At 44.9% G+C, this 25,125-nt stretch carries 20 protein-coding genes; 12 read left to right on the forward strand and 8 right to left on the reverse strand.

What is annotated here, in order from left to right:
• A complete protein-coding gene (locus tag ACYTPF_RS17125; protein ID WP_461853059.1) occupies positions 1–2,223 on the reverse strand; it encodes a molybdopterin oxidoreductase family protein in 2,223 nt (740 codons plus the stop codon).
• Positions 2,224–2,482: 259 nt separating this feature from the next.
• Here ACYTPF_RS17125 and ACYTPF_RS17130 point away from each other — a divergent pair, with 259 nt between their 5' ends.
• Entirely contained in the window at positions 2,483–5,818 is a 3,336-nt protein-coding gene (locus ACYTPF_RS17130; protein ID WP_461853060.1) for an amidohydrolase family protein, read from the forward strand.
• Between the two features lie 76 nt (positions 5,819–5,894).
• On the opposite strand, the gene ACYTPF_RS17135 is transcribed toward ACYTPF_RS17130, so the two are convergent.
• The gene (locus ACYTPF_RS17135) at positions 5,895–7,439 is read right to left on the reverse strand and encodes a hydroxymethylglutaryl-CoA reductase (RefSeq protein ID WP_461853061.1); all 1,545 of its coding nucleotides are present in this window, start codon (positions 7,437–7,439) and stop codon (positions 5,895–5,897) included.
• Positions 7,440–7,869: 430 nt separating this feature from the next.
• Between ACYTPF_RS17135 and ACYTPF_RS17140 the strand changes: the two genes are divergently transcribed.
• From ACYTPF_RS17140 to ACYTPF_RS17170, 7 genes are all read left to right on the forward strand, one after another.
• Positions 7,870–9,123, forward strand: coding sequence for an HlyD family secretion protein (locus ACYTPF_RS17140; protein ID WP_461853062.1), 1,254 nt, complete (start codon positions 7,870–7,872; stop codon positions 9,121–9,123).
• Between the two features lie 2 nt (positions 9,124–9,125).
• Positions 9,126–11,402, forward strand: coding sequence for a peptidase domain-containing ABC transporter (locus tag ACYTPF_RS17145; protein ID WP_461853063.1), 2,277 nt, complete (start codon positions 9,126–9,128; stop codon positions 11,400–11,402).
• The gene (locus ACYTPF_RS17150; protein WP_179984757.1) at positions 11,399–11,710 is read left to right on the forward strand and encodes a helix-turn-helix domain-containing protein; all 312 of its coding nucleotides are present in this window, start codon (positions 11,399–11,401) and stop codon (positions 11,708–11,710) included. Before ACYTPF_RS17145 ends, ACYTPF_RS17150 begins: the two co-directional genes overlap by 4 nt.
• A gap of 47 nt (positions 11,711–11,757) precedes the next feature.
• Positions 11,758–11,979 (forward strand): hypothetical protein, encoded by a 222-nt coding sequence (locus ACYTPF_RS17155; RefSeq protein ID WP_461853064.1) that lies wholly within the window; start codon positions 11,758–11,760, stop codon positions 11,977–11,979.
• 112 nt (positions 11,980–12,091) lie between these two features.
• On the forward strand, positions 12,092–13,090 hold the full coding sequence (locus tag ACYTPF_RS17160; protein WP_461853065.1) for an ATP-grasp domain-containing protein: 999 nt from the start codon (positions 12,092–12,094) through the stop codon (positions 13,088–13,090).
• Positions 13,091–13,299: 209 nt separating this feature from the next.
• Positions 13,300–13,629 (forward strand): type II toxin-antitoxin system PrlF family antitoxin, encoded by a 330-nt coding sequence (locus ACYTPF_RS17165; RefSeq protein WP_179984760.1) that lies wholly within the window; start codon positions 13,300–13,302, stop codon positions 13,627–13,629.
• 20 nt (positions 13,630–13,649) lie between these two features.
• Positions 13,650–14,105, forward strand: coding sequence for a type II toxin-antitoxin system YhaV family toxin (locus ACYTPF_RS17170; RefSeq protein ID WP_461853092.1), 456 nt, complete (start codon positions 13,650–13,652; stop codon positions 14,103–14,105).
• A 203-nt stretch (positions 14,106–14,308) separates the two neighbouring features.
• On the opposite strand, the gene hslU is transcribed toward ACYTPF_RS17170, so the two are convergent.
• From hslU to priA, 4 genes are all read right to left on the reverse strand, one after another.
• On the reverse strand, positions 14,309–15,637 hold the full coding sequence (gene hslU / locus ACYTPF_RS17175) for an HslU--HslV peptidase ATPase subunit (RefSeq protein ID WP_118491788.1): 1,329 nt from the start codon (positions 15,635–15,637) through the stop codon (positions 14,309–14,311).
• Between the two features lie 82 nt (positions 15,638–15,719).
• On the reverse strand, positions 15,720–16,244 hold the full coding sequence (hslV, locus tag ACYTPF_RS17180) for an ATP-dependent protease subunit HslV (protein ID WP_025257580.1): 525 nt from the start codon (positions 16,242–16,244) through the stop codon (positions 15,720–15,722).
• A gap of 355 nt (positions 16,245–16,599) precedes the next feature.
• Positions 16,600–17,190 (reverse strand): SPOR domain-containing protein, encoded by a 591-nt coding sequence (locus ACYTPF_RS17185; protein ID WP_179984761.1) that lies wholly within the window; start codon positions 17,188–17,190, stop codon positions 16,600–16,602.
• Between the two features lie 132 nt (positions 17,191–17,322).
• Complete coding sequence (gene priA, locus ACYTPF_RS17190; RefSeq protein ID WP_461853066.1) at positions 17,323–19,512, reverse strand: primosomal protein N'; 2,190 nt, start codon at positions 19,510–19,512, stop codon at positions 17,323–17,325.
• Positions 19,513–19,964: 452 nt separating this feature from the next.
• Between priA and rpmE the strand changes: the two genes are divergently transcribed.
• A complete protein-coding gene (gene rpmE, locus ACYTPF_RS17195; protein ID WP_118491779.1) occupies positions 19,965–20,177 on the forward strand; it encodes a 50S ribosomal protein L31 in 213 nt (70 codons plus the stop codon).
• A gap of 174 nt (positions 20,178–20,351) precedes the next feature.
• Here the strand turns inward: rpmE and ACYTPF_RS17200 are convergent, their stop codons facing one another.
• Positions 20,352–20,669: a hypothetical protein gene (locus tag ACYTPF_RS17200; protein ID WP_461853067.1), complete on the reverse strand. Its 318-nt coding sequence runs from the start codon at positions 20,667–20,669 to the stop codon at positions 20,352–20,354.
• Between the two features lie 646 nt (positions 20,670–21,315).
• Here ACYTPF_RS17200 and ACYTPF_RS17205 point away from each other — a divergent pair.
• Complete coding sequence (locus ACYTPF_RS17205; protein ID WP_461853068.1) at positions 21,316–22,551, forward strand: malic enzyme-like NAD(P)-binding protein; 1,236 nt, start codon at positions 21,316–21,318, stop codon at positions 22,549–22,551.
• Between the two features lie 87 nt (positions 22,552–22,638).
• Here the strand turns inward: ACYTPF_RS17205 and metJ are convergent, their stop codons facing one another.
• A complete protein-coding gene (gene metJ, locus ACYTPF_RS17210) occupies positions 22,639–22,971 on the reverse strand; it encodes a met regulon transcriptional regulator MetJ (protein ID WP_014950979.1) in 333 nt (110 codons plus the stop codon).
• Between the two features lie 160 nt (positions 22,972–23,131).
• Between metJ and metF the strand changes: the two genes are divergently transcribed.
• A complete protein-coding gene (metF, locus tag ACYTPF_RS17215; RefSeq protein ID WP_179984765.1) occupies positions 23,132–24,019 on the forward strand; it encodes a methylenetetrahydrofolate reductase in 888 nt (295 codons plus the stop codon).
• 211 nt (positions 24,020–24,230) lie between these two features.
• Positions 24,231–25,115 carry a virulence factor BrkB family protein gene (locus ACYTPF_RS17220; protein ID WP_179984766.1) on the forward strand — a complete coding sequence of 295 codons (885 nt, stop codon included), beginning with the start codon at positions 24,231–24,233 and terminating at the stop codon, positions 25,113–25,115.
• Positions 25,116–25,125 lie beyond the last annotated feature (10 nt).

Here is a 25,125-nt window from a genome sequence, read left to right on the forward strand (position 1 = left end):
CTAAAATAGCTCAACGGGCACACCATTTAACACAGCATTACCAGACAATTCGTCAACCTGTAAATCGTCAGTAAGAATGTTGGTGTTAACCCCAGGGTGCTGACTTGCCACAGACAGTTTAATACCTTTTTTATTGTGCCCCCATCCATGGGGTATAGATACCACGCCAGGCATAATTGCATCTGTGATTTCAGCCTCTATCGTTAGCCGGCCCACTCGAGATTTCACGCATACCTCATCACCATCTGCAATGCCGTATTTTGCCCCGTCATCAGGATGAAGCTGCAGCGTACAGCGGTTGTTGCCTTTCACCATACGGGGGCTGTTGTGTAGCCAAGAATTATTGGTTTTAATATGCCGGCGCCCTATCAAAACGAGGGGCTGATTTTGCGCTGTAACATGGCTCGCTTTTCCAAAGAAATGCGTGTTTACCCTGCTCAAATCAGCCATAAAGTAATCAAAGTCCAAGTGGATCTTCTTATCTTCGTGAAACAAAGCATGAGGCAAGGAAGGCTGTAGCGGCCCCAAATCAATTCCGTGCGGGTGTGCTTTAAGCATTTCAATCGACAGCCCGCCTTTAGGAACAGCAGTTGAACTTTCACTTGAATTTGCAGCAGCACCTTCACTTTTACTTGCTGCTCGACCATAAAGACCTGCTTGCAATAAATCATCAACCACACCTTTAGGTTGCTTGGTCCAAAGCGAAGCATAGTGAGCCGTGCTTTTCCCATTTAGCGCATCGAGCCTTTCCGCCAAAGATAAATAAATTTGCCAATCGGTAAGCTGATCTTCGTCAATGTCCACCACCGCTTCAGAATACTTAGCGAAATTTCGCACAGCGAAGTTGTGAAAAACAACGTCGTAGTGGTCGCGTTCTAGCGCGGTTACTGGAGGAAGAATTACATCAGCATGGCGGGAAGTTTCGGTAACATAAAAGTCTACGGCAACCATAAAATCGAGTTGTGAAAACGCCTTATCAAGCTGCTCTGCATTGGGCGTAGTAACCACGGGATTGCCAGCACCAATTACCATAGCTTTAATTTGCCCGTCTCCGGGGGTTAAGATTTCCTCGGCTAAACACGCTACCGGGTACTCACCAGCAAAGGCTGGAAGCCCCCTTACGCGAGAGCTAAACCCGCCCATACTGCCCCTACCTGAAACTGGCAGTACGTCAGCGGCCGGCTGGGTGAACATCATGCCACCTCGCTTATCTAAGTTTCCGGTAAGCATGTTAAACAGCATAATAAGATACTGGGTGAGCGTGCCAAACCTTTGTACGCTAGCCCCCATCCTTCCATAACAAACTGCAGACCCGGCATTGCAGAAATCCAAAACAAGCTGAGTTATTTGTGACGCCGATATACCGGTAAGCTCGCTGACTTTTTGTGGCGAGTAATCGCGAACGTATTTTTCGACCTCTTTTATATCTTCTGCATAAGGTAAAATTTCATCCACTTTGTACAATTGCTTTTCAAACAATACATGCAGCATAGCCAGTAGCAAAAGCGCATCACTGCCTGGGCGAATAAAGTGATGTTCACAGCTGATATCAGCGGTTTCACTGCGTTTAGGGTCGATAACGACGACCTTCCCACCGCGTTTTTGAATACCTTTCAAACGCTTTTTCACGTTTGGCACCGTCATAATGCTGCCGTTGGATGCCAGCGGATTCCCGCCGATGATCATAAAATGCTGGGTATGGTCGATATCTGGAATGGGAATTTGAGAGATATGACCAAACAGCCGTCTACTAACAATGTGATGTGGCAACTGGTCAACAGATGTAGCTGAATAACGGTTATGAGACTTAAGGGCTCGATAGAAATAAGGCCCGAACAATATAGACCCCATATTGTGTGCATTAGGATTCCCTAAATACACGCCTACCGCATCGTTACCGTGCGCCTGTTGAATGTGGTGTAGCTTGTTTGCAACCAAATCAAAGGCTTCATCCCACCCGATTTCTTCCCATGCGCTGTCTTCCCGTGCGCTGTCTTCTCCGTCGATTTTTACTCTTTTAATTGGGCGCTTCAAGCGATCAGGGTCGTCGTACAAATCTTTTAGCGCACTGGCTTTGGGGCAAATATGGCCTTGGCTAAAGGGGTTATCTTTATCACCTTTTATTGACAGTATTTGACGGCCTCTCGTCGCTACTTCAATACCACACATTGCTTCACATAATGTACAAGTAGAGTAATGCAATTGTTGTTCAGCGTTGCTCACGGTAATTCCTACACAATTCATTGTTAATGATTTGTTATGAAATTAGCGATTATTGCTGTAATAGACAAGCATCACTGAAAGTGATGATGCAATCGTTGAACGTTAAATTTGTACCCATGATCGCATTAGCTGAATGAAATTCGATTATTTTGCAGTAATATTAACGTTAGTTTTACAACCCAAGAGTACGGTGTTTCACGTTTAATCATGTACTCTGATGTAGACAGAATATAAATAACAAGCACTTGGAAACATAATTATGATAACGACAAAGAAACGTTTACTGGCCGTCACGCTAGTAGGCGCCCTAGGCTTAGGCGTTGCACCAACTTTATACGCCCAAAACGACAGTGAAGAAAAAACAGAAAATGAACTTGATAAGTGGGAAGTTAGTAACCCACCTTATGCATTAAACGAAGTCACCATCAAAACAAACGAAACCACCTGGTCTAGCTTAGACGTTGCGCCAAACGGCAAGTTTATGGTTTTTGACATGCTGGGCGACTTGTACAAAGTGAGCATGAGTGGCGGCAATGCGACCCCGCTTACCCAAGATTTTGCTTGGAATATTCACCCTTCAATTTCTCCAGACGGCAAACACATCGCATTTATCTCGGATAAAGATGGGTTAAGCAACGTATGGGTTATGGACATTGACGGCAGTAATCTTCGTCAGGTAACCAAAGAGAAAAGCAATCTTATCCACTCTCCTAAATGGAGCCCAGACGGCGAATACCTAGTGGTAACCAAAGGCATCATGTCTAGCCGTAGTATTCCGGCGGGCGAGATTTGGATGTACCACAAATCAGGTGGCGACGGCCTGCAAATTAAAGCCCGTAACAGCGGAAAGCGCGACCAGCAAAACATTGCCGACCCTGTGTTCTCTCATGACGGCAAGTATATTTACTTTACCGAAAATACCGTTCCGGGCGCCCGCTTTGAATATAACCGCGACCCGTTAGAAGGCATTTTTGCTATCACTCGCTACGACCGCGAAACCGGCGAAGAGAGCCGCTATATTAGCGGTACGGGCGGCGCGGTAGTCCCCACCCCTTCACCTGACGGTAAATACATCGCTTTTGTGCGCAGGGTTAAAGACAGAACCGCGCTTTTCATTAAAGACATTAAGACAGGGGTAGAAACACCGCTGACGTTGGAGCTAGAGCGAGATATGCAGGAAGGCTTTGGCTCAGAAGGTTACTTTGCCTACTTCGACTGGATGCCAGACAGCAAAAAAATCGTATATTGGACAGGCGGTAAGTTCCACACCATCGACGTGAAAGATAAAACCACCAGCACCGTGGACGTGACCGTTGAAGGCACGGTGAAATTTGCCGATGCACTGCGCTTTGATGTAGACGTTGCACCTGATGAATTTGACGTTCGCATGATCCGCTGGTCTCAAATGTCGCCCAACGGAAAAACCGTACTCTTCCAAGCGTTAGGTAAACTTTATGTGCGCGACGTTAAATCTGGCAAAATTAAGCGTTTAACGAAACAAAACGACCATGACGAATACTATCCGCGCTTTTCTAACGACGGAAAGTCGATTGTTTATACGACATGGAATGACCAAGACCTAGGCACAGTTCGCGTGGTTTCTGCTCGTGGCGGGAAAGGAAAGGTTATTACCCAGCAGCCAGGTCACTACATTGAGCCGTCGTTCTCTGCCGATGGCGAGAAAGTGGTGTTCCGCAAATTTACCGGCGGCTATTTACTAGACCCCAAATACTCGGTTGAGCCAGGTATTTACGTAGCAGACCTTGAAGAAGACACCGTAGAAAAAGTATCTGAAGGCGGCTACAACGCGCATTTCGCGGGTAACGATGATCGAGTGTATTTCACCGAATCAGCGGGTGGCGAAGCTTATTACGAAACCCAGCTTTCAAGTGTTAACCTTAAGGGTAACGACAAGCGAACTCACCTTTACGGTGCAGATAAGGTAAGTGAGTACAAACTTTCACACGATAAGAAATGGGTTGCGTTTGTTTACCAGTTCAAAACGTACGTGGCGCCGTTTGTTGAAAATGGCAAGCGCATTACCATTGGCCCGAACATGACCTCACTGCCGGTAACGCAGCTTTCAAGCCGTGCAGGTGAATACTTAACGTGGTCTCCTGACAATAAAACCCTAAGCTGGTTTAACGGCCCTACGCTATTTAGCCGTTCACTTGATGAAGCCTTTGCCTTTGTTGATGGCGCAGCGGAAACCTTACCTGAACCAGTAGCTGAAGGTATGGACTTGTCGTTTACCACCAAAGCTGACAAGCCATCTGGTTACAAAGCTTTGGTTGGCGGTAAAGTGGTAACCATGCGCGATGCCGACAACACCCAAGAGGTGATTGAAGATGGCGTTGTGCTGATTAAAGACAACCGCATTGAAGCGGTGGGTAAGCGTGGCGATGTGACCATTCCTGATGATGCAATGCAAATAGACACCACGGGAAAAACCATTATTCCAGGGCTTGTTGATGCGCACGCTCATGGTTCGCAAGGACGTAATGAGATTATTCCCCAGCAAAACTGGAGTCAGTACTCGAATGTGTCGTTCGGCGTAACGACCATTCATGACCCTTCAAACGACACGACAGAAATTTTTGCTGCGGCAGAATTACAGCGTAAAGGCGATATTGTTGCGCCGCGTATCTACTCTACCGGCACGATTTTATACGGTGCAGAAGGACTAGGTTACAAAGCGATTATCAACAATTATGAAGATGCCTATTTCCACGTAGAGCGCTTGAAAGAAGCTGGTGCTATTTCAGTGAAAAGCTACAACCAGCCCCGTCGTGACCAGCGTCAGCAAGTGCTGTGGGCAGCAAAAAATCAAGAGATGATGGTAGTGCCTGAAGGAGGCGGTAAGCTTCAGCAGAATCTGACTATGTTGGTAGATGGCCATACGGGTCTTGAGCACAGCATTCCTGTGGAAAAAGGCTACAGCGACGTCACTCAACTATGGAAAGCCACAGAGTTTGGCTATACGCCAACCTTTGTTGTGTCGTACGGCGGCATGATGGGTGAAGAGTACTGGTACGATAAAACTGAAGTGTGGAAGAACCCGCGTCTTCTTCGTTATACCCCGTCGACTATTTTAGATAGCCGCGCTATTCGCAGACCAACTGCGCCAGAAAATCAGTACAACCACCAAAACGTAGCAAGCTACGCCAAAGAACTTCGAGATAATGGGGTCAGTGTACATATTGGCGCTCACGGTCAGCGTGAAGGCCTAGCTGCGCACTGGGAACTGTGGATCATGGAACAAGGCGGCTTCACGCCTTGGGAAGCGCTACGCGGCGGTACTATTGACGGCGCGAAACACCTAGGTATGGGCAAGGACCTTGGCAGTATCGAAAAAGGTAAACTTGCTGATTTAGTGGTGATTGATGGCGACGTATTAAGCGACATTAGAAAGAGTGAATTCGTAGAATACACTGTACTAAATGGACGCGTATACGAGTCGGCCACCATGAACGAAGTAGGCAGCAAAGAAAAACGCAAACCCTTCTTCTTTGAACAAGACAATGCCACCTTTATGCCGCAACAAACGGCAGATGAAGTGGAAGCGAAAGCGCACCACTATCATTGGGAGCATTAATAAGTGAACCGCTAAACAAAAGGGGCATCACATTTTGTGAAGCCCCTTTTTACTTTCCGTCAGTTAAACTTGCTTGCTATCGGTTACGCCCATACTGTTCGTGTGACGACACCCAGTCTGACGAACTAATGGCTGACGCTAGCGATATCTCACCAGCCAGCACAACTGACGCCACGATCTCTGCAAATTTATACACGCGATCTCGTCCGTAGCAATCTAACAGTTCTAAGCATTCGCGCTGGGTACCAATACCAGTACCACCGCCATAAGTAGCGACGATAAGTGAGGGAATAGTGATAGACACATATAAGTCACCATCGTCTGTTAATTCTGAATACATCATGGCCGCTGACGATTCAGATACGTTGGCTACGTCTTGCCCCGTTGCTATAAACATAGCGGTAATACCGTTTGGCGAATGAAGGCCGGTGTTATTCACACCAGATAAGAAAGACCCTACTCCAGCCACACGGCCGTGATAATCGATTTGTTTAGGGTCAACACGCATTACCTCCAATAAATGCTCTCGTTTAATAGTGGCTTCTGCCGTAACCCGTTTGCCTCGCGTGCGCATAATGTTTATTTGAGAGGCTTTTTTGTCGGTAGCAAAATTAGATTCGAGGTAAAAATTCTCTATTCCCTCGTAATGGTCGAGTATCCACCCGCAAGCCGCAAAAGTTGCGCGCCCAACCATGTTTTGTCCAGCAGCATCGCCGGTTTTAAAGTTAAACCGCAAAAACGCAAATTTATTCGATAGGAAGTGGTCAATATAAGTTAGCTTAGCCACGCTTGAGGTCGCTTCAGCTTCTTCTTTAATCTTTTCAAAGTTTGTTTTTATCCACTTTACAAAGTCCCGTGCACCACGGGCATTTTCAAAGATAAAAACTGGGGCTCGTTGCATGGCATCATCAACTACCGTAGCCGTCACGCCACCACTCATGTTAAGTAACTTCATACCTCGGTTGTAAGACGCCACCAGAGTGCCTTCAGTAGTTGCAAGTGGCACGACAAAATCACCTTGAGCGTGTTCGCCTTTTATAGTCAACGGCCCAGCAATACCAATAGGAACCTGCGCCACGCCAATAAAATGCTCGATGTTGCCTTTAAGCGCTTGCGGGTCAATTGAGTACTTACCTAGGTGGTCAATTTTCTTGCCCGTAGCGCTTTCAAAATATTCTTGGCGTGTTTTTATAATGCTCTCGCCGTAGTCGTCCATGTCGTCACGGGGGATAAACGCACTGCGTTGCCCTGGCGCCGTAATATTATCTTCTACTTCAAATTTAAGCTTTCCAAATGGTGAAGCGGAAAAACAGATACCCAGCTTTCGTTTTTCAGGGCAAGGCGCTTCATCAATATCCAAGTGCACGGTAATAGTTTGACGCAAGCCAAACGGCTCGCCGTCCGAGTTGTTTAATGCATCCACGGAAATACAGGAATCAGGCGTAAGCTGGAGTGAAATTTTGTCTTCAGGAATTTTTTCTCCATCAAGAGAAATCCACTTTACTTCCCTGATGGTCGCGTCTTTTAACCTGTTTTTAAGAGAAAAAGATAAGCCTTTATTTGTCTTAGTGAGGCTTGCACGCGTGTAAAGTTGCTTTAAAAGTATGCTGGGTACAAACATGTGGCGTCCTTCTACGTATTCTTACCGTGTTGTTTTCATATTTCTTTGTTTTTTATAGCACATTCTTTATACACTTCTATGACTTCTTTATATTTCTTCACCTTTTTCTTGCGCAATATCAACTTTCAAATTTAGGCCAAGCGCTTTCAAAAATGCGCCAAGCCCAAAGAGGGTGCTTGTTACCGAAAAGTAGACCTTAAGCACTCTTCATTCGCTTCTCACTCCGCCTAAAGTAAACACCGTCACCGCAGTAACGTTGACCACAAGGTATCTGGTAGTAACAAAAGGAGGCGTCATGGATCGCGATGCCAAGGATTAATCGCCGGTATGGAAGCGGTAGCCAGATACTCTTTATGTGCAAACTAGCACCTAGAAAAGGGGTTGCTTTAACAGGACCTAAGCGCAAGTAGCGGATTATATAGGGATGAAGATGAGAACAGGGTTGTTTAGAAAAGAAGCTATTGATGAGCAATCAAACGCAGTAGAGGGCAGATTTTTAATGACGCCTAAACCTGCCTATTCAGCGATAGCTGGGCTACTTGTCGTGTGGATTGTGGCAGTTGCTGTTTACCTAAACATGGAAAGTTATGCACGAAAAGCTTCGGTAACTGGATGGTTAGAACCAAGCCATGGTGTTTTCAAGCTTTATTCAGACGCAAGGCGAGGAAAAGTGCTCGACGTTATAGCCAGTGAAGGTCAATTAGTTGAAAAAGGCGCACCGCTAATAAAAATTAGTTACAGCAGCAAGGATGCGTTAGGCCATAGAGTCAGTACACAGTTACTTGCCGAACTTGAATCGAAACAAAACCGAACTTACCAAAGTATTAAGCGCCTGCGCACTTTGCACCTAGCACAGCAACAGCGCTTGGAAGAGCAGCTTTCTCAGGCTAAACATACTTCAGCAACGTTGAAAGACATTATTGCTTTAACCCGATCACAGTGGCTTTTAGCATCTAAACAAAGGGCAAAAGCACAAACCTTACTTGAACAGGGACATATTAGCCGTGCCGACTTTGAAACCCATTCGCTTAATCGCTTAAATGCAGAGCAGAAACTTGCTTTAGCGAAAAAGGATTGGAATAACGAGCAAGCCAACATAGCAGCAATAAGTCATGAGCTAGCTACCTTGCCTGAACAACAAGCCAATGAGTTGGCAACTATAGAGAACACATATAGCGATCTCACTCAACAAATTGTAAGTCACAAAAGTAATGCTGAAGAGATAATTTATGCGCCCCGCAGCGGCGTAATTTCAGGCCTGCATGTTAGGACCGGTTATACGGTAGATAGCTCTCGACCTCTACTCACACTGCTCCCTCAAAATGCTGACATTCAAGCGCGAATTGCGGTCCCCGTGCGCTCAGCAGGATTTTTGCGAGAAGGACAAGCCCTACATATACGATATGACGCCTTCCCTTATCAAAAGTTTGGTGTGCAGTTAGGCGAAATAGTCAATATTTCCTCGTCGCTTGTCTTACCTGAAGAACTTGCCGATGTACCTATTTCAATTAGCGAGCCAGCCTACTTGGTTACTGCCACCTTAGATACAAACGAAGTATTGGCTTACGGCAACAGTATTTCATTGAAAGCAGGCATGACATTTTCGGCAGATGTTCAATTAAGTCAACGCACGCTTATGGAATGGTTAATGGAACCGCTTTATAGCATTAAAGGGAAGCTGTAATCATGATGAGTTCAACACACCCTCTTTCGGTACAACTATTTCATACAACAAGTAGGGTACCGGTTATTTTGCAAAGCGAAGCGGCTGAGTGCGGGCTTGCTTGTATGGCAATGATTGCACAGTACTACTCTGACAAGCGAGATCTTAATACTTTGCGTCAAAGCATATCCGTGTCATTGCGAGGAACAACTCTAAAAGACGTAATGCGAATTGCCAGTGACTTAGGCTTTCAAACCCGAGCGGTAAAGATAGAAATGGAGCATCTTGCTCAGCTATCTTGTCCAGCTATTTTGCACTGGGATATGAATCACTTTGTTGTTTTGACAAAAGTAAGAGGGAAGCATATTTTCGTTAATGATCCCGCGCTAGGAAAAAGAAAGCTCAATTTTGCAGAAGCCTCAAAATACGTCACGGGGATCGCGCTTGAGGTCTCACCAAGTGACACATTTAGCCCCAAAAAATCTGCGCCCCAACTTGGGCTTACTCAGTTTTTCTCCCGCGCCATTGGCTTTAAACGTAACCTACTAACCCTTTTCGCCTTATCGGTAGTGCTGCAGATTTTTGCCCTTGCTGCACCCTACTACATGCAAACAGTGGTAGACGATGTATTAATTTACAACAACGATGCTTTGCTCAAAGCTCTCGCTATTGGCTTTACTTTATTACTGGTTATAGAAACCTTTACAAGCGGTATAAGAAAGTTCGTTATCTTGTCCGTTTCATCCCGCCTACAGCTACAAATGTCTGCCTCTGTATTTAAACATCTTTTAGCTCTTCCCTTGGACTATTTTGATAAACGCCATATTGGTGATGTGGTATCGCGCTTTGGTTCCTTGGCTAGCATTCGGGAGTTTTTAACAACAGGGGTCGTTACCGCCATGCTAGATGGAATAATGGCAATCGTTACCTTGGCGGTGATGAGTTTATATTCGTTCAAACTTACTTTGGTTGTCGTGGTAATCATGCTTATCTATCTGGCCATTCGTTTGGGACTCCTGCCATTTATAAAAAGGCATACCACAGAGCGCATTGCCTTGGCAGCATCTGAACAAAGCCACTTTATGGAAAGTGTACGGGCAATTTTACCTATTCGCGTGTATGGACAAGAAATACAGCGTCACGGCATTTGGCAAAACAAGCTAGTTGCAACGCTTAATAAAGACATCACCTTAGGGAAATTTAATATAGGTAGCGCACTGGCAAACCAATTGCTATTCGGTGTTGAAAACTTGGTCGTTGTTTATATTGGCGCAAACCTTGTCATGCAAGGTTCCCTTTCAATAGGCATGTTGCTAGCTTTTATGGCATATAAGACAAGGTTTGTAGGTGCTATCGACGGTATAGTTAACAAGCTTATTGAGCTTAATATGCTAGGCGTTCATTTCAACCGCTTAAGCGATATTTTACTTACACCAGTAGAGCAAAAAACTAAAGTTCAGCCGCTATATAACACTGAGCGTTCGCTCGGCGTACACAGTACACATACGCGTAACCGCTCGGCTTCTACCTCAGATTCACTTAACTCTCCCCTATTCCACCAGCCCAATGCCGACTTGCCGGAAAGTAGCACATTTGACGGTAGCGCTATGACAGATGCTACCGCGCTTAGGGTGAAGTCACTTAGCTACCGCTATGGGGAAAATAGCGAGTGGGTATTTAAAAACCTGACATTTTCAGTAAAAACCGGTGAAATCGTAGCCATTATAGGTGGCAGCGGCTGTGGTAAAAGCACGCTGCTGAAGTGCTTAATGGGCCTTTATCCAGCCTCGCAAGGTAGCATAGAACACCCTAGTACTGTAAACCCTGTCATCGCTTCTGTGCTTCAAGAGGACGCCTGCTTAAGCGGCACTATAGGCCAAAATATCTGTTGTTTTGAAGAAGTCCCCAACCTCAAAAAAATGGTTTATGTAGCACAACTTGCCTGTATCCATCACGACATTATGCACATGCCTATGCAATACCACTCGCTGGTAGGCGATATGGGTAGCAGCTTAAGCGGTGGACAAAAGCAGCGCTTGCTTTTAGCGAGAGCGCTATATCAAGAGCCCGACATTTTGTTCTTAGACGAAGCAAGTAGCCATTTAGATATGGCCAATGAGGCGCAGATAAATCACCACCTCAAATCCTTGAATATGACCCGAATTATTGTGGCTCATCGCCCCCAATCTATCGCCATGGCAGACAAAGTTTATCGCCTAGAACAAGGCACATTACAACCATGCTCTCCCTCTGAAGTAACAGGAAGCGCAACATCTGGTAAACACGGAGAAACACTATGAAAAACCATGAAGTAAGAGAACCCGCAGTATTGATGACAGCTGCTGAGCGTATGCAAATAGATGCGAGTGGCATTACCGCTCGTGACACCGTTATTCCCATGGACTGTCTATCGAAACGTGAGCTACAGGTAGTACACAAAATAATGGAAGGCCGCTCTAACAAAGTGATCGCCTCTGAGCTATTTATCAGCGAGCGAACCGTTAAGTTTCACTGCGCCAACATTTATAAAAAACTCAATATCAGTAGCCGTTCAGCACTTATCGCCTGCTGCTTTAGAACCCTTTACCGAGAAGTGGTTTCGCTTTAAGCGCATCCACTTTTTAACTCAACACGCCACTACAAGGAGCGTACTTTATGAAACATCATCAACCAAATAACAACCAACCAAATCTAAACCAACCAGCAAGCACCGAGCCCGTTGCTTTAGCGGAAGCTCATCTGTTTGAGGTATCCGGCGGTCTACGCATTCGTTTAAGCGATACCGTACCGGTAGTCGGCCCTAGCCCCAAAGAGCCGGTTTATATAACCATGGCTATTGGTGAAGGTGGCGGCAAACTACCGGATATTTTGTCATAGCTCTAACCCCTTAGCGTCAGCATATGGATAGCCAGTGTTTACGATCTGTCCATGTGTTGCGCTTTTGACAAACAGATGTACTTAATCGATAACCCATTAGCAAGGAGCGCGAATGCACGTTGCACTTTTAGGAAGTGAGCAAGACCCACAAATTCAACACGTAGCGAAGGCGCTTAGTCAAACAGCTACCCCTTTTTATATCGCTAATACGCAACAATTCGGTTCAGCCTGGAGTATTAGCTATGACCCTGATTTTGATGACGGATTGGTTCATTTCAATTCAACGACACTATGTGACCAACCCAGAGTGACTTTTTCGAACACCAGAGCAGCCTATTGGCATGAATATTTGCCGGGGACTTCGTTGACAGCATCAGGTGAGAAGAGTCGTCCCGATCACGCTTTGAATAACAAAATGAAGACCGAAAAGCCTTATGATAATTCATCTAAACTGCTAGAAAATGCTACTTGGACCGAGCAAGAACGGGCAAGCACTTTACTTTGTTGGTTTAGCTATAGCAACATCAAATGGGTCAATTCTATCGATGCCGTGAGAAGCCACCAATGTAAGCCTTATCAATCACGCATTGCTGGCAAGTTAGGTGCACATATACCCTACACCTTTGTTGGCAATGCCTCCGAAGTCGCTTCTCAGTTTTGCAACAACATGCGAGAAGTTATTTATAAGCCGGTTCGTGGGGGTCGCACGATACAATTTGTAAATAAACAACCTAATATGCGCCCGCTCCTAAATACACTTTTAAATGAGCGCCCTGTGACCTTTCAAAAATACATTGCGGGCGAAAATGTACGTAGCTATGTGCTTGGCAATGATGTGCTAAGCGTACAAATCGACTCAAGCGAACTAGATTATAGAAACGACGACAATGCCAGTGTGTCTGTGACTATTATCCCAAACGAGGTGCAGCGTATGGCTATTAAAATTTGCCAAGCGTTAGGCATGCATTGGTGCGCAATCGACTGGCGTAGAAGTGCGAAGGGAAAGCACTTTTTTCTAGAGGCAAACCCCAGCCCTTATTTCCTAAAAGTAGAGAACGATACCGGCCTGAATATAACAGACAAATTGGTGGCACTGCTTTTAAAACATTAGGGTTAGATTAATTCTAAGTGCCTAACTCTTTCGGGTTGTTTCAGGCTTCAAAATTCAAAGAGCTTATGCGGGATTGTACTATGAAGTTCCTCTATACATTAGAAGCCGAAATGCGCGATGTCCTGAGGCACAGAGGTAATGCATTTGCATTACTTTTGTTGTCGTACTAAAATTTGAAGTAACCCAATTTGTATATTTTAGAGATTGTTATGACACGCGTTGCTTTAGAAACGGAATCAACACTTACCGAACGTTTTCAAACTACAGTGCCTAGTTCTGTTCGACAGGCATTACGTTTAAGCAAAAAAGACAAAATTAAATATGCCATTCAGGCTGACGGTAGCGTTGTTATATCGCGTGTAGAAACACAAAAAAGCGATCCCATAATTGGTGAGTTTTTGGCGTTCATTGCTCGTGATATCCAGGCTAATCCAGAAAAGGTAGAACCGTTATCTACAAGCATGCGTGAGAGCGTGAGTGAATTGATTCAAGGTGTTGAGGTTGACCTAGACGCTCCTCTGTTGGATGAGGACGAGTAAGTTTGGAAAAAGCGATACCAATGGTCATAAACGGTTGGACACTCTATGCTCATCCACTATTTAAAGATCAGTATCTCAGTCTTAAAGTTCAGGTTGAAGCTTTACGGGAAAAAGATCCGCAAAATTACAAAAAGAAAAATGTAACTAAGCGATTAGTTGCTATCCAAAAACTGGCCTTTGAACTCATACCCCATGATCCTACTCACGCAAATTTCCGCCAAGGGAATACATTAGGCGATGACAATAAACACTGGTTTCGAGCAAAGTTTTTTCAACAGTATCGACTTTTTTTTCGTTTCCACCTTGAATCAAAGGTTATTGTATATGCATGGGTGAATGACGAGACAAACAAGCGAGCCTATGGAAGTAAAACAGATGCTTATAAAGTTTTTGAAAAGATGGTGAAATCTGGTCACCCACCAAAAGAATGGAAGGATCTTTTAAAAACAGCTAAGAATGAACTTCTCCCACTTTAAACCGCCTGCTTATTTTCTTTTAGCTAATAGTCTCACTATTACTTTGAGTTTAGGCACATTCATGCATTGCCATCCATGACACCTAACAGTATACAATTTTTGATTTATAAATTGACGACTTGGTTTGCTTAAAAAATAATGAAGCCTCCCCTATAGTTGGGCAATGACCCAACTATAGGAAGAGGCTTCTACTTAGCGATTAATTATAGGATGAAACGCGATAGGTCTTCGTTGTCCACCAATGTTTCTAGGTGGCTGTTAACGTAATCTGCATCAATCACGAAGCTCTCACCGCTTTTTTCAGAAGCATCAAACGAAATATCTTCCATTAGGCGTTCAAGCACCGTGTGCAAGCGACGTGCGCCAATGTTTTCGGTGCGCTCGTTCACCTGCCATGCTGCTTCTGCAATACGCTGAATGCCCGAATCATCGAAGCTGATATCAACTCCTTCCGTTTTCATTAACGCAACATACTGCTGAGTTAATGATGCATTTGGCTCGGTAAGAATACGTTTAAAGTCACCTACTTTCAGCGCAGCAAGCTCAACACGAATAGGCAGTCGACCCTGAAGTTCTGGGATAAGGTCAGACGGCTTGCTCATTTGGAATGCACCTGAAGCAATAAACAAGATATGGTCGGTTTTAACCATACCGTGTTTCGTCGATACTGTAGAGCCTTCTACAAGTGGAAGCAGGTCACGCTGTACGCCTTCACGAGAAACATCGCCTGACGTATTGCCTTCACGCTTACAAATTTTGTCAATTTCATCGACAAACACAATACCGTGCTGTTCTACTGACTCAATGGCTTTTTCTTTCAAATCTTCTTGATTTACAAGGCGTGCAGCCTCTTCTTCAATAAGCAGTTTGAACGCTTCTTTAATTTTCAGCTTCTTCTTTTTCTTTTGCGAACCCGACAAGTTTTGGAACATGCCTTGAAGCTGATTAGTCATTTCTTCCATACCAGGAGGCGCCATAATTTCTACGCCCATTTGTGGAAGTGCTACGTCAATTTCAATTTCTTTGTCGTCTAAATCGCCCTGACGTAGCTTCTTGCGAAATGCTTGGCGTGTGCCGCGATCTTCAACGTCTTCTTTGTTGCCCCACGCGTCTTCTGGTGGAGGAAGCAAAACGTCTAAAATGCGCTCTTCCGCGGCTTCTTCAGCACGGAATTTCACTTTCTTCATTTCGTTTTCTTTCGTCATTTTTACCGCGATGTCGGCTAAATCACGAATGATAGTCTCAACTTCTTTACCTACATAGCCCACCTCGGTGAACTTTGTCGCTTCAACTTTAATGAAAGGTGCGTTAGCAAGTTTAGCTAGACGGCGAGCGATTTCAGTTTTACCTACCCCCGTTGGACCAATCATCAAAATATTTTTTGGCGTAACTTCTTGGCGCAGCTCAGGCTCAAGCTGCATACGACGCCAGCGGTTTCTAAGTGCAATAGATACGGCGCGCTTGGCATCTTGTTGACCGATAATGTGTCGGTCTAACTCGTGAACAATTTCTCTTGGTGTCATCTCAGACATGAATAAACCCTTTTCTAACAATACTTGTTGTACTTGCTACGCAGACGAGCGACAACAAGCCAATAACAGCTTTCGCTATTACTTAGTAATCTAGTACATCAACCGTTTGGCTATGGTTAGTGAATACGCAAATATCACCGGCAATGGTCAGCGACTTTTCAGCAATTTCCTTAGCGCTTAACTCGGTATTATCTAAAAGTGCAGTAGCTGCCGCTTGGGCGTAGTTACCGCCAGAGCCAATAGCGATAAGATCTTGCTCTGGCTGCACTACGTCACCATTACCGGTAATGATAAATGACGCCGTTTCATCGGCTACGGCAAGCAGGGCTTCGAGTTTGCGTAGCGCCCTATCAGTCCGCCAGTCTTTGGCAAGTTCAACCGCCGCTTTGGTTAAATGGCCTTGGTGCGCTTCAAGCTTCGCTTCAAAGCGCTCAAATAGCGTAAACGCGTCGGCCGTGCCGCCCGCAAATCCCGCTAGAATTTTGTCGTGGTACAAACGGCGCACCTTGCGCGCATTCCCTTTCATTACTGTGTTGCCCAGTGATACCTGTCCGTCACCGGCCATTACCACTTGATTCCCACGTCGTACAGATACAATCGTTGTCACGTTATTTCCCCGTTTAGCTGGGCGCTGCTGCGTTTTATACGTACCTTTTAGCGGAACTAGGGCAGCAGCGTAATAATTCAATAACAAATAAGTGGGGGAAGGCTTTTTAATTTCAAGGGTAGGATAGAATTATGTGCGCTCAGCGCTGCATATTATATGGGCTTAGCGCTGACGGTGCTTATTGAATATGTCATTTATCGAGCGCATACTTTCGCCAATACAGCCTATGGCCAATTGAAATAATGCCTAGGAAATAGAGCACAGATAAAGTAGCAACATTGAAGTCGCTACATAAATGTAGCTCGCCTAGAAGCGAGCTCGTTCTTTGCTGTCTGATAGCGCTCTGGAAAGAGCGCTACAAATTCCAGTACCAAATTTGGCATGTGGCAATGTTCACCTTACGCAGGCTGTGCTTGGCTTTCTCCGCATCGCGCTTAGACTCATAAGGGCCAAGAATAACGCGGAACCAATCACCATTGCTGCCGGTGCTGTGTCTGATAAGAGCTTCTAAACCCTGGAATGCAATTTTGGCTTTCATCTCTTCAGCTTGGGCGCGGGTTCTAAACGAGGCGCACTGCATTAAATAGCGTTTATCCGACTTTTCCTGCTCTCTTACTTCAACTTCTACTTCGTATCCTGGCAGAGTCTTGATGTATTCCCACTCTTCCTCAGGCAGTTCAGGTAAAGACTCTTCTGTTGGGGCAACAGGTCGTGAAGCCTGAGTATCTACGTCATCCTCTACATTGTCTTTTATCGACCACAAAAATACACCGAAGCCAATCACTAGAGCGAAAATGCCTATAAGGCGAACGATAGGAAGCTTCCCAGAAACTGGGCCGTTAGATTGTGCGTTTGATCGCGTATTTGTGGCCGGTTTTCTACCTTTACCAGCAGCCTTCTTTTTTTGAGGAGAGCGTCCACGAGAGACATAATCGCGTTGAGCCATAGTCGGCAATATTCCTACTTGTTATCGTTGTTTGTATGCGTAAGAAAACGTCATATACCAAGTCTATTAGAAGGGCTAGTGTTTCAGCCTCTTCAATCTTGTTAAAATTTTAACGTATTGCTACCCAACAAGCTAACTGAAATCGGTAGGATCGATATCTATCGACCACCTTACTTTCATAGCCTGCGGTAACGCCTGTAAAAATGGCAGCGCCAAACGCAGCGCGTTATGAAGCGGCGCACGCTTTTCATGGCTACATACCAGCATAAACCGAAACCTGCCTTGCCGTTTTTCAATTAAGCAAGGAAACGGACCGTTTATATCAATGGCGTGCTGTTGATTAAACACCTGCTTACTTTCCTGTAGAAAGCGATAAGCCAAACTGCTATCGGTAGCCTCTGCGCGAATAACAAACTGGCTAATAAAAGGGGGTAACCCTGCTGCCTTACGCTCCATTAAAGCGTGCCGTGCGAAATGCCCATAGCCATTGTGCACTAAATCTTGTAGCAAAGGGTGATGGGGGTTGTGGGTTTGAAGCCACATTTCACCAAGTTTGCTGGCGCGCCCTGCTCTTCCAGCAAGCTGAGTAACAAGCTGGGCAAGCTTTTCTGGCGCTCTGAAATCCGCGCTAAAAAGTGCACCATCACAATCTAGCACTGCTACTAGGGTGACATGAGGAAAGTGATGACCCTTTGATAGTATCTGGGTGCCTACCAGAAGCTGGTACTCTTGGCGATTAATAGCATCAAGGGTTTGGTGAAGCTTGTCTTTGCCCCGCACGGTGTCACTGTCAATACGTACTTGTTTAATGCCTGGGAATAAACTTGCAAGCCCTTGCTCCACTTGCTCGGTTCCCGTACCTGCCGTTACTAATTCATTGTGATGGCACGCTTCGCAGTTTGATGGCATTGAGCGCATGCCACCGCAGTGGTGGCACTGTAGCCGGTTTTGGGCTTTGTGTACGGTATAAGGGCGGTCACAGCGCTTACACATTACGGTTTCACCACAGCGATGACAAAGTAGCGCTGGCGCATAACCTCTTCGATTCACAAACACCAACACCTGATTTCCTGCGCTAATGTGCTGGCGCATTATGGTTAGCAGGCCTTGCGAAATACCGTAATGAATAGGTTGGTCGCGCGCATCCAGCACATGCTGATGTGTGCTTTTCGCACCTCCCGCTCGCTTGGTTAGCTGTAAGTGAGCATAGCGGCCGCTTAGTGCATTGTTGAGTGTCTCAAGCGCGGGCGTGGCACTGCCTAGTAAAAGAGGAATATTGTGCTGCTTGGCACGCATGGCTGCTAAGTCACGGGCGTGGTAGCGAAGCCCATCTTGCTGTTTAAAAGACTCGTCATGCTCTTCATCCACAATCAACATGCCGGGGTTATGCAGCGGCGTGAAAATAGCCGAACGAGTACCAATGATAATACCGAGTTCACCGGCTTTAGCACGCTGCCAAACATGTAAACGTTCTTTATCAGAAATCTGAGAATGCAAAACGCCCACCGCAATGCCAAAGCGCTTCTCAAAACGAGATACCGTCTGAGGTGTTAGCCCAATTTCTGGCACAAGTATAAGCACTTGTTTTCCGTCGCGCAGTAAAGGTTCAATGGCCTGAAGGTACACTTCCGTTTTACCGCTACCGGTAACCCCTTCAAGTAAACTTACCGCGAAGTTACCTTGCTGACGATTAAGCGCAGCAATGGCAACTGACTGTTCAGTGTCTGGAATTGGCTTTTCAGAAAGCGATAACGAGGAAAGCCAACTACCTGGCTTAAATTCAGGTGCTATTTCTTCGATACGTACCAAAGACTTTTCAACAAGCGCTTTAACTGCAGGTGCACCATACTGTTTTCGCGCTTGCGACGCTAATAAAGCTCCACACGCCAGCGCGGAAAAGCAAGCTTGTTGCTTCGGCGCTCGCGATAGCGTTTCTGCAGCCGTTTGCTCACCGTCTTCGGTAAACATTAGCATGTCTTGTGGCGTGGGGGCCGCCGACTCGCCTTTGCGTAATAAAACAGGCAACATGGCGTGCAGTACTTCACCTGGCGCATGATGGTAATACTGCCACAGCCACTGAGCCATTTTCAGCAACACATCATCTATAATGGGGCTATCGTCAAGTACCGACTCGATAGCTTTTAACTTATCGACGTTGTCAATTTCACTTTCAGTTTTTTGTAGAGTTTCGACGACCACACCCACCAATTTACGTGGACCAAAAGGCACAACCACTCTTACACCCGCACTGAGTGCGTTGTTGTGGGTATATGTGAAAAGTTGGCGCAGTGGCACTGGCACGGCAACTTGGATAAAGGCCATTGCGAACGTTCTACCTTATTTGATGACTTTTACAGCGCGCAAATTGCTTGCTGAGCGTCTTACACTGAAACTATTTATTTAGAGGCTACATGCATACCTATAGGTTACAGCAATGTGCGCTGCTAGCAGCTAGCTACACCCCTAGCTATACCTTTTGCTATTACCACACAATTTTGCCATTAGCGCATATGGGCCTAGCCTTGAAAGACAAATATTTAAACATATTTTACTGGTAAGCATGAAAGGAATGTTGTTTGTTTAGGCGTCTTGTTGAGTTCTCTTGTTTAACATTTGGACAAAAACCGCTTGATCAAGCCACTTCCATCCTATATTATGCGCCGCTCTTTTTGCGATGGGTTGTTCGTTGAACGACTTATCATTTGAATTAAGTAACGTATGGTGTGCGACTTCGGGTTGTATAGCGATACGGCCTTATTATTTGAGGTAACCCAATGAAACAAGATATCCACCCTAAATACGAAGAAATCAAAGCAACTTGCTCATGCGGTAACGTATTGAACATCCGCTCTACCCTTGGTAAAGACATCAACCTAGACGTATGTTCTTCATGCCACCCATTCTACACTGGTAAGCAACGTAACGTTGATACTGGTGGTCGTGTTGACCGCTTCAAGAAGCGTTTCGGTGCATTGGGCAAAAAGTAAGCCTGATATCGAGTTTGAAAAAAGCGCCTATATGGCGCTTTTTTATTGCCTGAAGGTTACTATTCATGTCAGAAACTACTGTTGAATAGCTTCCACTTATGCAAGCGCCTCTAATTAAAAGCTAATTGATCATATCGATAACGCTTACACTTAAAATCAAAACACTCATTATACTTAATGAAATTTTTTGATTCCTGACAGATGTTTATCCCAGTCTCCTCTACTTTGTTTTTTACACGCCTCTTCACTGTCAAAATAAATACCAACAGGAATAGACTTTATAGATTCAAGGGCTATATTCACCTGGTTTATGAAGTCCATATCCCAACCGCTTATCAATGCTTGCTGTTTCTCCCGCTCCGTATTAAACACGGCAACAACTTTAGGCGCTTTCCAAGGCCCTAGATGCGTAAGCCATACAAAACCATTATGGTCAGATTTTACGTTTTCACACACGTCAGTTAGCACTGCGACTAGTTTTCTTTCTGTCATATTCTTTGTTTTAAAAGCTAGCTTGAAAGGTTTCTTGTCGTATTTTATCAGATAAATGAAAGCGAAATTAAAGAGGTTTATCTTTGTGCAATATTATCTAGCACTGTTTTTAAGAATATAAATTGATAAGTATTTTAGCCGTTAAAGCACCCGCATCTACAATACCATTACAATACACCCTCAAAATATTAAGCGGATTAATAATAAATTTTATGAATGACAATTATAGGCTTATTTTACTGGTCTAATTAGTATGCCTAACCTACATTGATAATTGAGAATTCTGATCAGATATGTACACAGTGATTGGCTGTGTTAGAGTTGCGATCGGCACCTTGATAGTGAGCATTAATTTTATGAATAATGCTTTACTGTAAAGGCTCGTGGCGCTTTTGGATATAAATGTAGGTCTAAATGTTAGTCCTAATATCAACAGCGATATGTGAGGAAAATCAGAAAGCGTTAACGCTAGGTCTGCAGTTTCCAACGTACCACACCAGTGCCCACAACTATTTATAATCACTTTTGTCATTAGTTGGTTGTAACGCGCTTATGTTTATCTACCTATAACTACAACGATAATAAAATAGCTACAGAGCGTGAACGAAAACACCGATGAACCCTACATCTAAGGATACTTTTTTACATGTCAGATTTTAGACAACGCGCACTTGACTATCACGCCAAACCCACGCCTGGAAAAATTCGCGTAGAGCTATCTAAGCCTGCCGATAGTGTCGACGATCTTGCTCTTGCTTATAGCCCGGGCGTTGCCGAACCGGTGAGAGAAATCGCCGAAGATGCAGATAATGCCTATAAATATACGGGTAAAGGCAACCTTATTGCTGTTATTAGTAACGGAACGGCAATTTTAGGATTAGGCAATTTAGGCCCATTAGCTTCAAAACCTGTCATGGAAGGTAAAGCGCTTCTATTTAAACGCTTTGCTGGTTTAGATGCCATTGATATTGAAGTGAAACATCGTACGACGGAAGAATTCATCAATACTGTAGCCAATATTGCTGATACGTTTGGCGGTATTAACCTAGAAGATATCAAAGCGCCGGAATGCTTTGAAATTGAGCAAGAGCTCATTAAGCGCTGTAAAATCCCAGTATTCCATGATGATCAACACGGTACCGCTATTGTAACCGCCGCAGGTATGCTTAACGCTTTAGAGATTCAGGGCAAAAATATAGAGAACGCTAAAATTGTTTGCATGGGCGCTGGCGCAGCAGCGGTTGCCTGTATGGAGCTACTGATTAAGTGTGGAGCCCAGCGTGAGCGTATCTACATGTTAGATAGGAAAGGCGTTATCCACACTCGTCGCGAAGATTTAACTGAGCACAAGAAGCTGTTTGCTAACAACACTGATAAGCGCACCCTTGAAGATGTAATGGAAGGCGCAGATATCTTTGTCGGTGTATCAGGCCCTGATGTTTTACCGCCAGAAGCGCTTTCTTTGATGGCTGAAAATCCAATTGTATTTGCATGCTCTAACCCTGACCCAGAGATAAAGCCTGAACTCGCTCACGAAGTACATAAAGACCTAATTATGGCTACTGGACGCTCAGACTACCCTAATCAGGTAAACAACGTGCTGTGCTTTCCATTTATTTTCCGTGGCGCTCTAGACGTTCGCGCTACAGCTATTAATGACGAGATGAAAGTGGCGGCAGTTGAAGCCCTTCGTGCTATTACAAAAGAACCCGTCCCAGAGGAAGTATTAGCCGCAAGTAAAAGTGACAGCCTAACGTTTGGTAAGGATTATATTATTCCCAAGCCTATGGACCCACGTCTGTGCGAGCGTATTGCTACCGCTGTATCTAAGGCGGCTATTGAGTCGGGCGTTGCACGAGTGCCTGAAAACCCGGAAGAATAAAGATACATAAAAACGGCGCTGTGTTGTAGGTAATTACTTACATCCGCTAACATACAATACAGGGCCGTGTCTCTTTAATGATAGATATCAGTCGTCTTCAGACACATCATTTTCGAAGCTTGGATCAATACCCATTTCTTCCATAATGCGCCTAGCTTCAGCCGGCACGCGATTAGGGTTGTCTTTACGCAGGTCATCGTCGTTAGGCAAAGGTTGTCCGGTAAACGCGTGTAAAAACGCTTCACACAACAGTTCCGAATTAGTGGCGTGGCGCAAATTATTGATTTGGCGTCGGGTACGCTCATCAGTAAGTGCTTTAAGCACATTAATAGGTATAGAGACAGTGACTTTCTTTACCTGCTCGCTCTTTTTCCCATGTTCTGCGTAGGGGTGAATATATTTACCGTTCCATTCTGCCATTGTACTAACTCGGTCTACTCTTTTTATATTATGAAGAGAAATTCTAAACAAGTTCACGAAAAGGTCAATTGAGCAGTGTAAACCTCTTGACGTCTAGACATATATTCTTTAATTTAGACGTCTAAACGTCTATAAGATTACATTTTTGAGAGTATAAACCATGGTTTCTTACGCACAAGGTATCGATGCATTAAACCAGTCCCTGTCGGAGCTGCGTGATATTGATGTATCTTTTGAATTCTTTCCGCCTAAAACGGAAGCCATGGAACAAACCCTGTGGAAGTCGGTTGAACGTCTAGCCCCGCTAAAGCCAAGCTACATGTCGGTTACTTACGGCGCCAATAGCGGTGAACGTGACAGAACCCACGATGTGGTAAAACGTATTCAACAGCAAACAGGCGTTGCTGCCGTTCCTCACTTAACCTGTGTCGACGCAAGCCGTGATGAATTAAAGCAAATTGCAAGAGACTACTGGGATTCTGGCATTCGCCGTATTGTCGCCTTGCGTGGCGACTTGCCTAAAGGGGTAGACAAAACAGAGATGTATGCCTCTGACTTAGTTGCCTTACTAAAAGACGTTGCCGATTTTGATATTTCAGTTGCTGCCTACCCAGAAAAACACCCTGAAGCGCCAAATGCGCAGTTCGACTTGCTAAACCTTAAACGCAAAGCTGAAGCTGGCGCTACCGAAGCGATAACCCAGTTCTTCTTCGATACGAGTGTTTACCTGCGATTTAGAGACCGCGCAGCCGCCGCGGGAGTAGACTTAGACATAGTTCCAGGAATTTTACCTGTGACTAACTACCAAACGTTAGTAAGGTTTGCTGGCTTTACAGACGTGCACGTTCCGGGCTGGTTGCACAAGATGTTCGACGGTCTTGATGCAGATGATCAAGCCACTCGTAACCTAATAGGCGCTAATATTGCCATGGACCAAGTGAAGGTACTGGCAAAAGAAGGGGTGAAGCACTTTCACTTCTATACTCTCAACCGTAGTGAACTAAGCTATGCAATCTGTCATATGCTAGGTGTGCGCTCCGGCGATTGATTTTGTGTAGCGGTAACAAAGCTATACAAGTAGATAACTAAAGGCGCATTCCATGCGCCTTTGTTGTATAAAGTATTGATTAACCTTTTGCCACTGAAGCCTACGCCAGTTACCATTTGCTGTATTATGAATTGAACTATTGATACCGTAAGGTCTCCCATCAAAAGATCACGCTGTTTGTCTGCCAGAGGGTATCGCCAGGAGAAGTCGAGTGGATTTAGACAAGGTTAAAACCTTATATAACAATGTTACTCCTCAGCTAAGAGAGCTCTTCAGCATCTTTATAAAGCGCTGTAGAGAAGACAATATTACTATTTCTGCTGGGCACTTGGCTTATGTAACTTTGTTATCTTTAGTACCCTTTATTATGGTGACCTTTACCATAATGTCGGCCTTTCCTGCCTTCGCATCGGTAAGAAGCAAACTTGAGCATTTTGTTTTTAGTAACTTTGTGCCTACCGCCAGCGATGTGGTACACAAGTACATGACTGATTTTGTTGGCAATGCCTCCCAAATGAGCGCTATTGGTATTTTGTCACTGCTGGTCGTAGCGCTAATGCTCATATCAAACGTAGATAAAACCCTTAATAGAATTTGGCGCACGCAAAGTGACAGACCCATAGTGTACACTTTTGCTATCTATTGGATGGTGATCACCTTAGGGCCCATGCTAATTGGCTCTAGCGTAGTAGTAAGTTCCTATTTAACTGGCCTCGCTGCTTTTACCGAAGAGTACACGCCTGGATTGGGAACCTTCTTACTCAGCCTTGTGCCAAGCGGTGCTGCCATGCTCGCATTCACCATCTTGTACATGGTAGTGCCAAATAGAAGAGTGTTTGCCCGCCATGCTTTCATAGGCGCAATTGTTGCCACCATAGCTTTTGAAATTACTAAATCGGGCTTTGCCTTGTATGTAACGAACTTTCCTTCTTACGAATTAATTTATGGCGCCCTAGCGGTGGTACCTATCCTGTTTTTATGGGTGTATTTGTCGTGGATAATTGTGCTGTTTGGGGCAGAATTCACGTGCAGTTTAGGCGAAGCTTTTGAAAACCGTAAAGCAGAGAACGAGCCGCGCAAAGTTCCAAAGGAGTAGCCGACCTAAA

Source organism: Alteromonas sp. HB246098 (assembly GCF_054890645.1).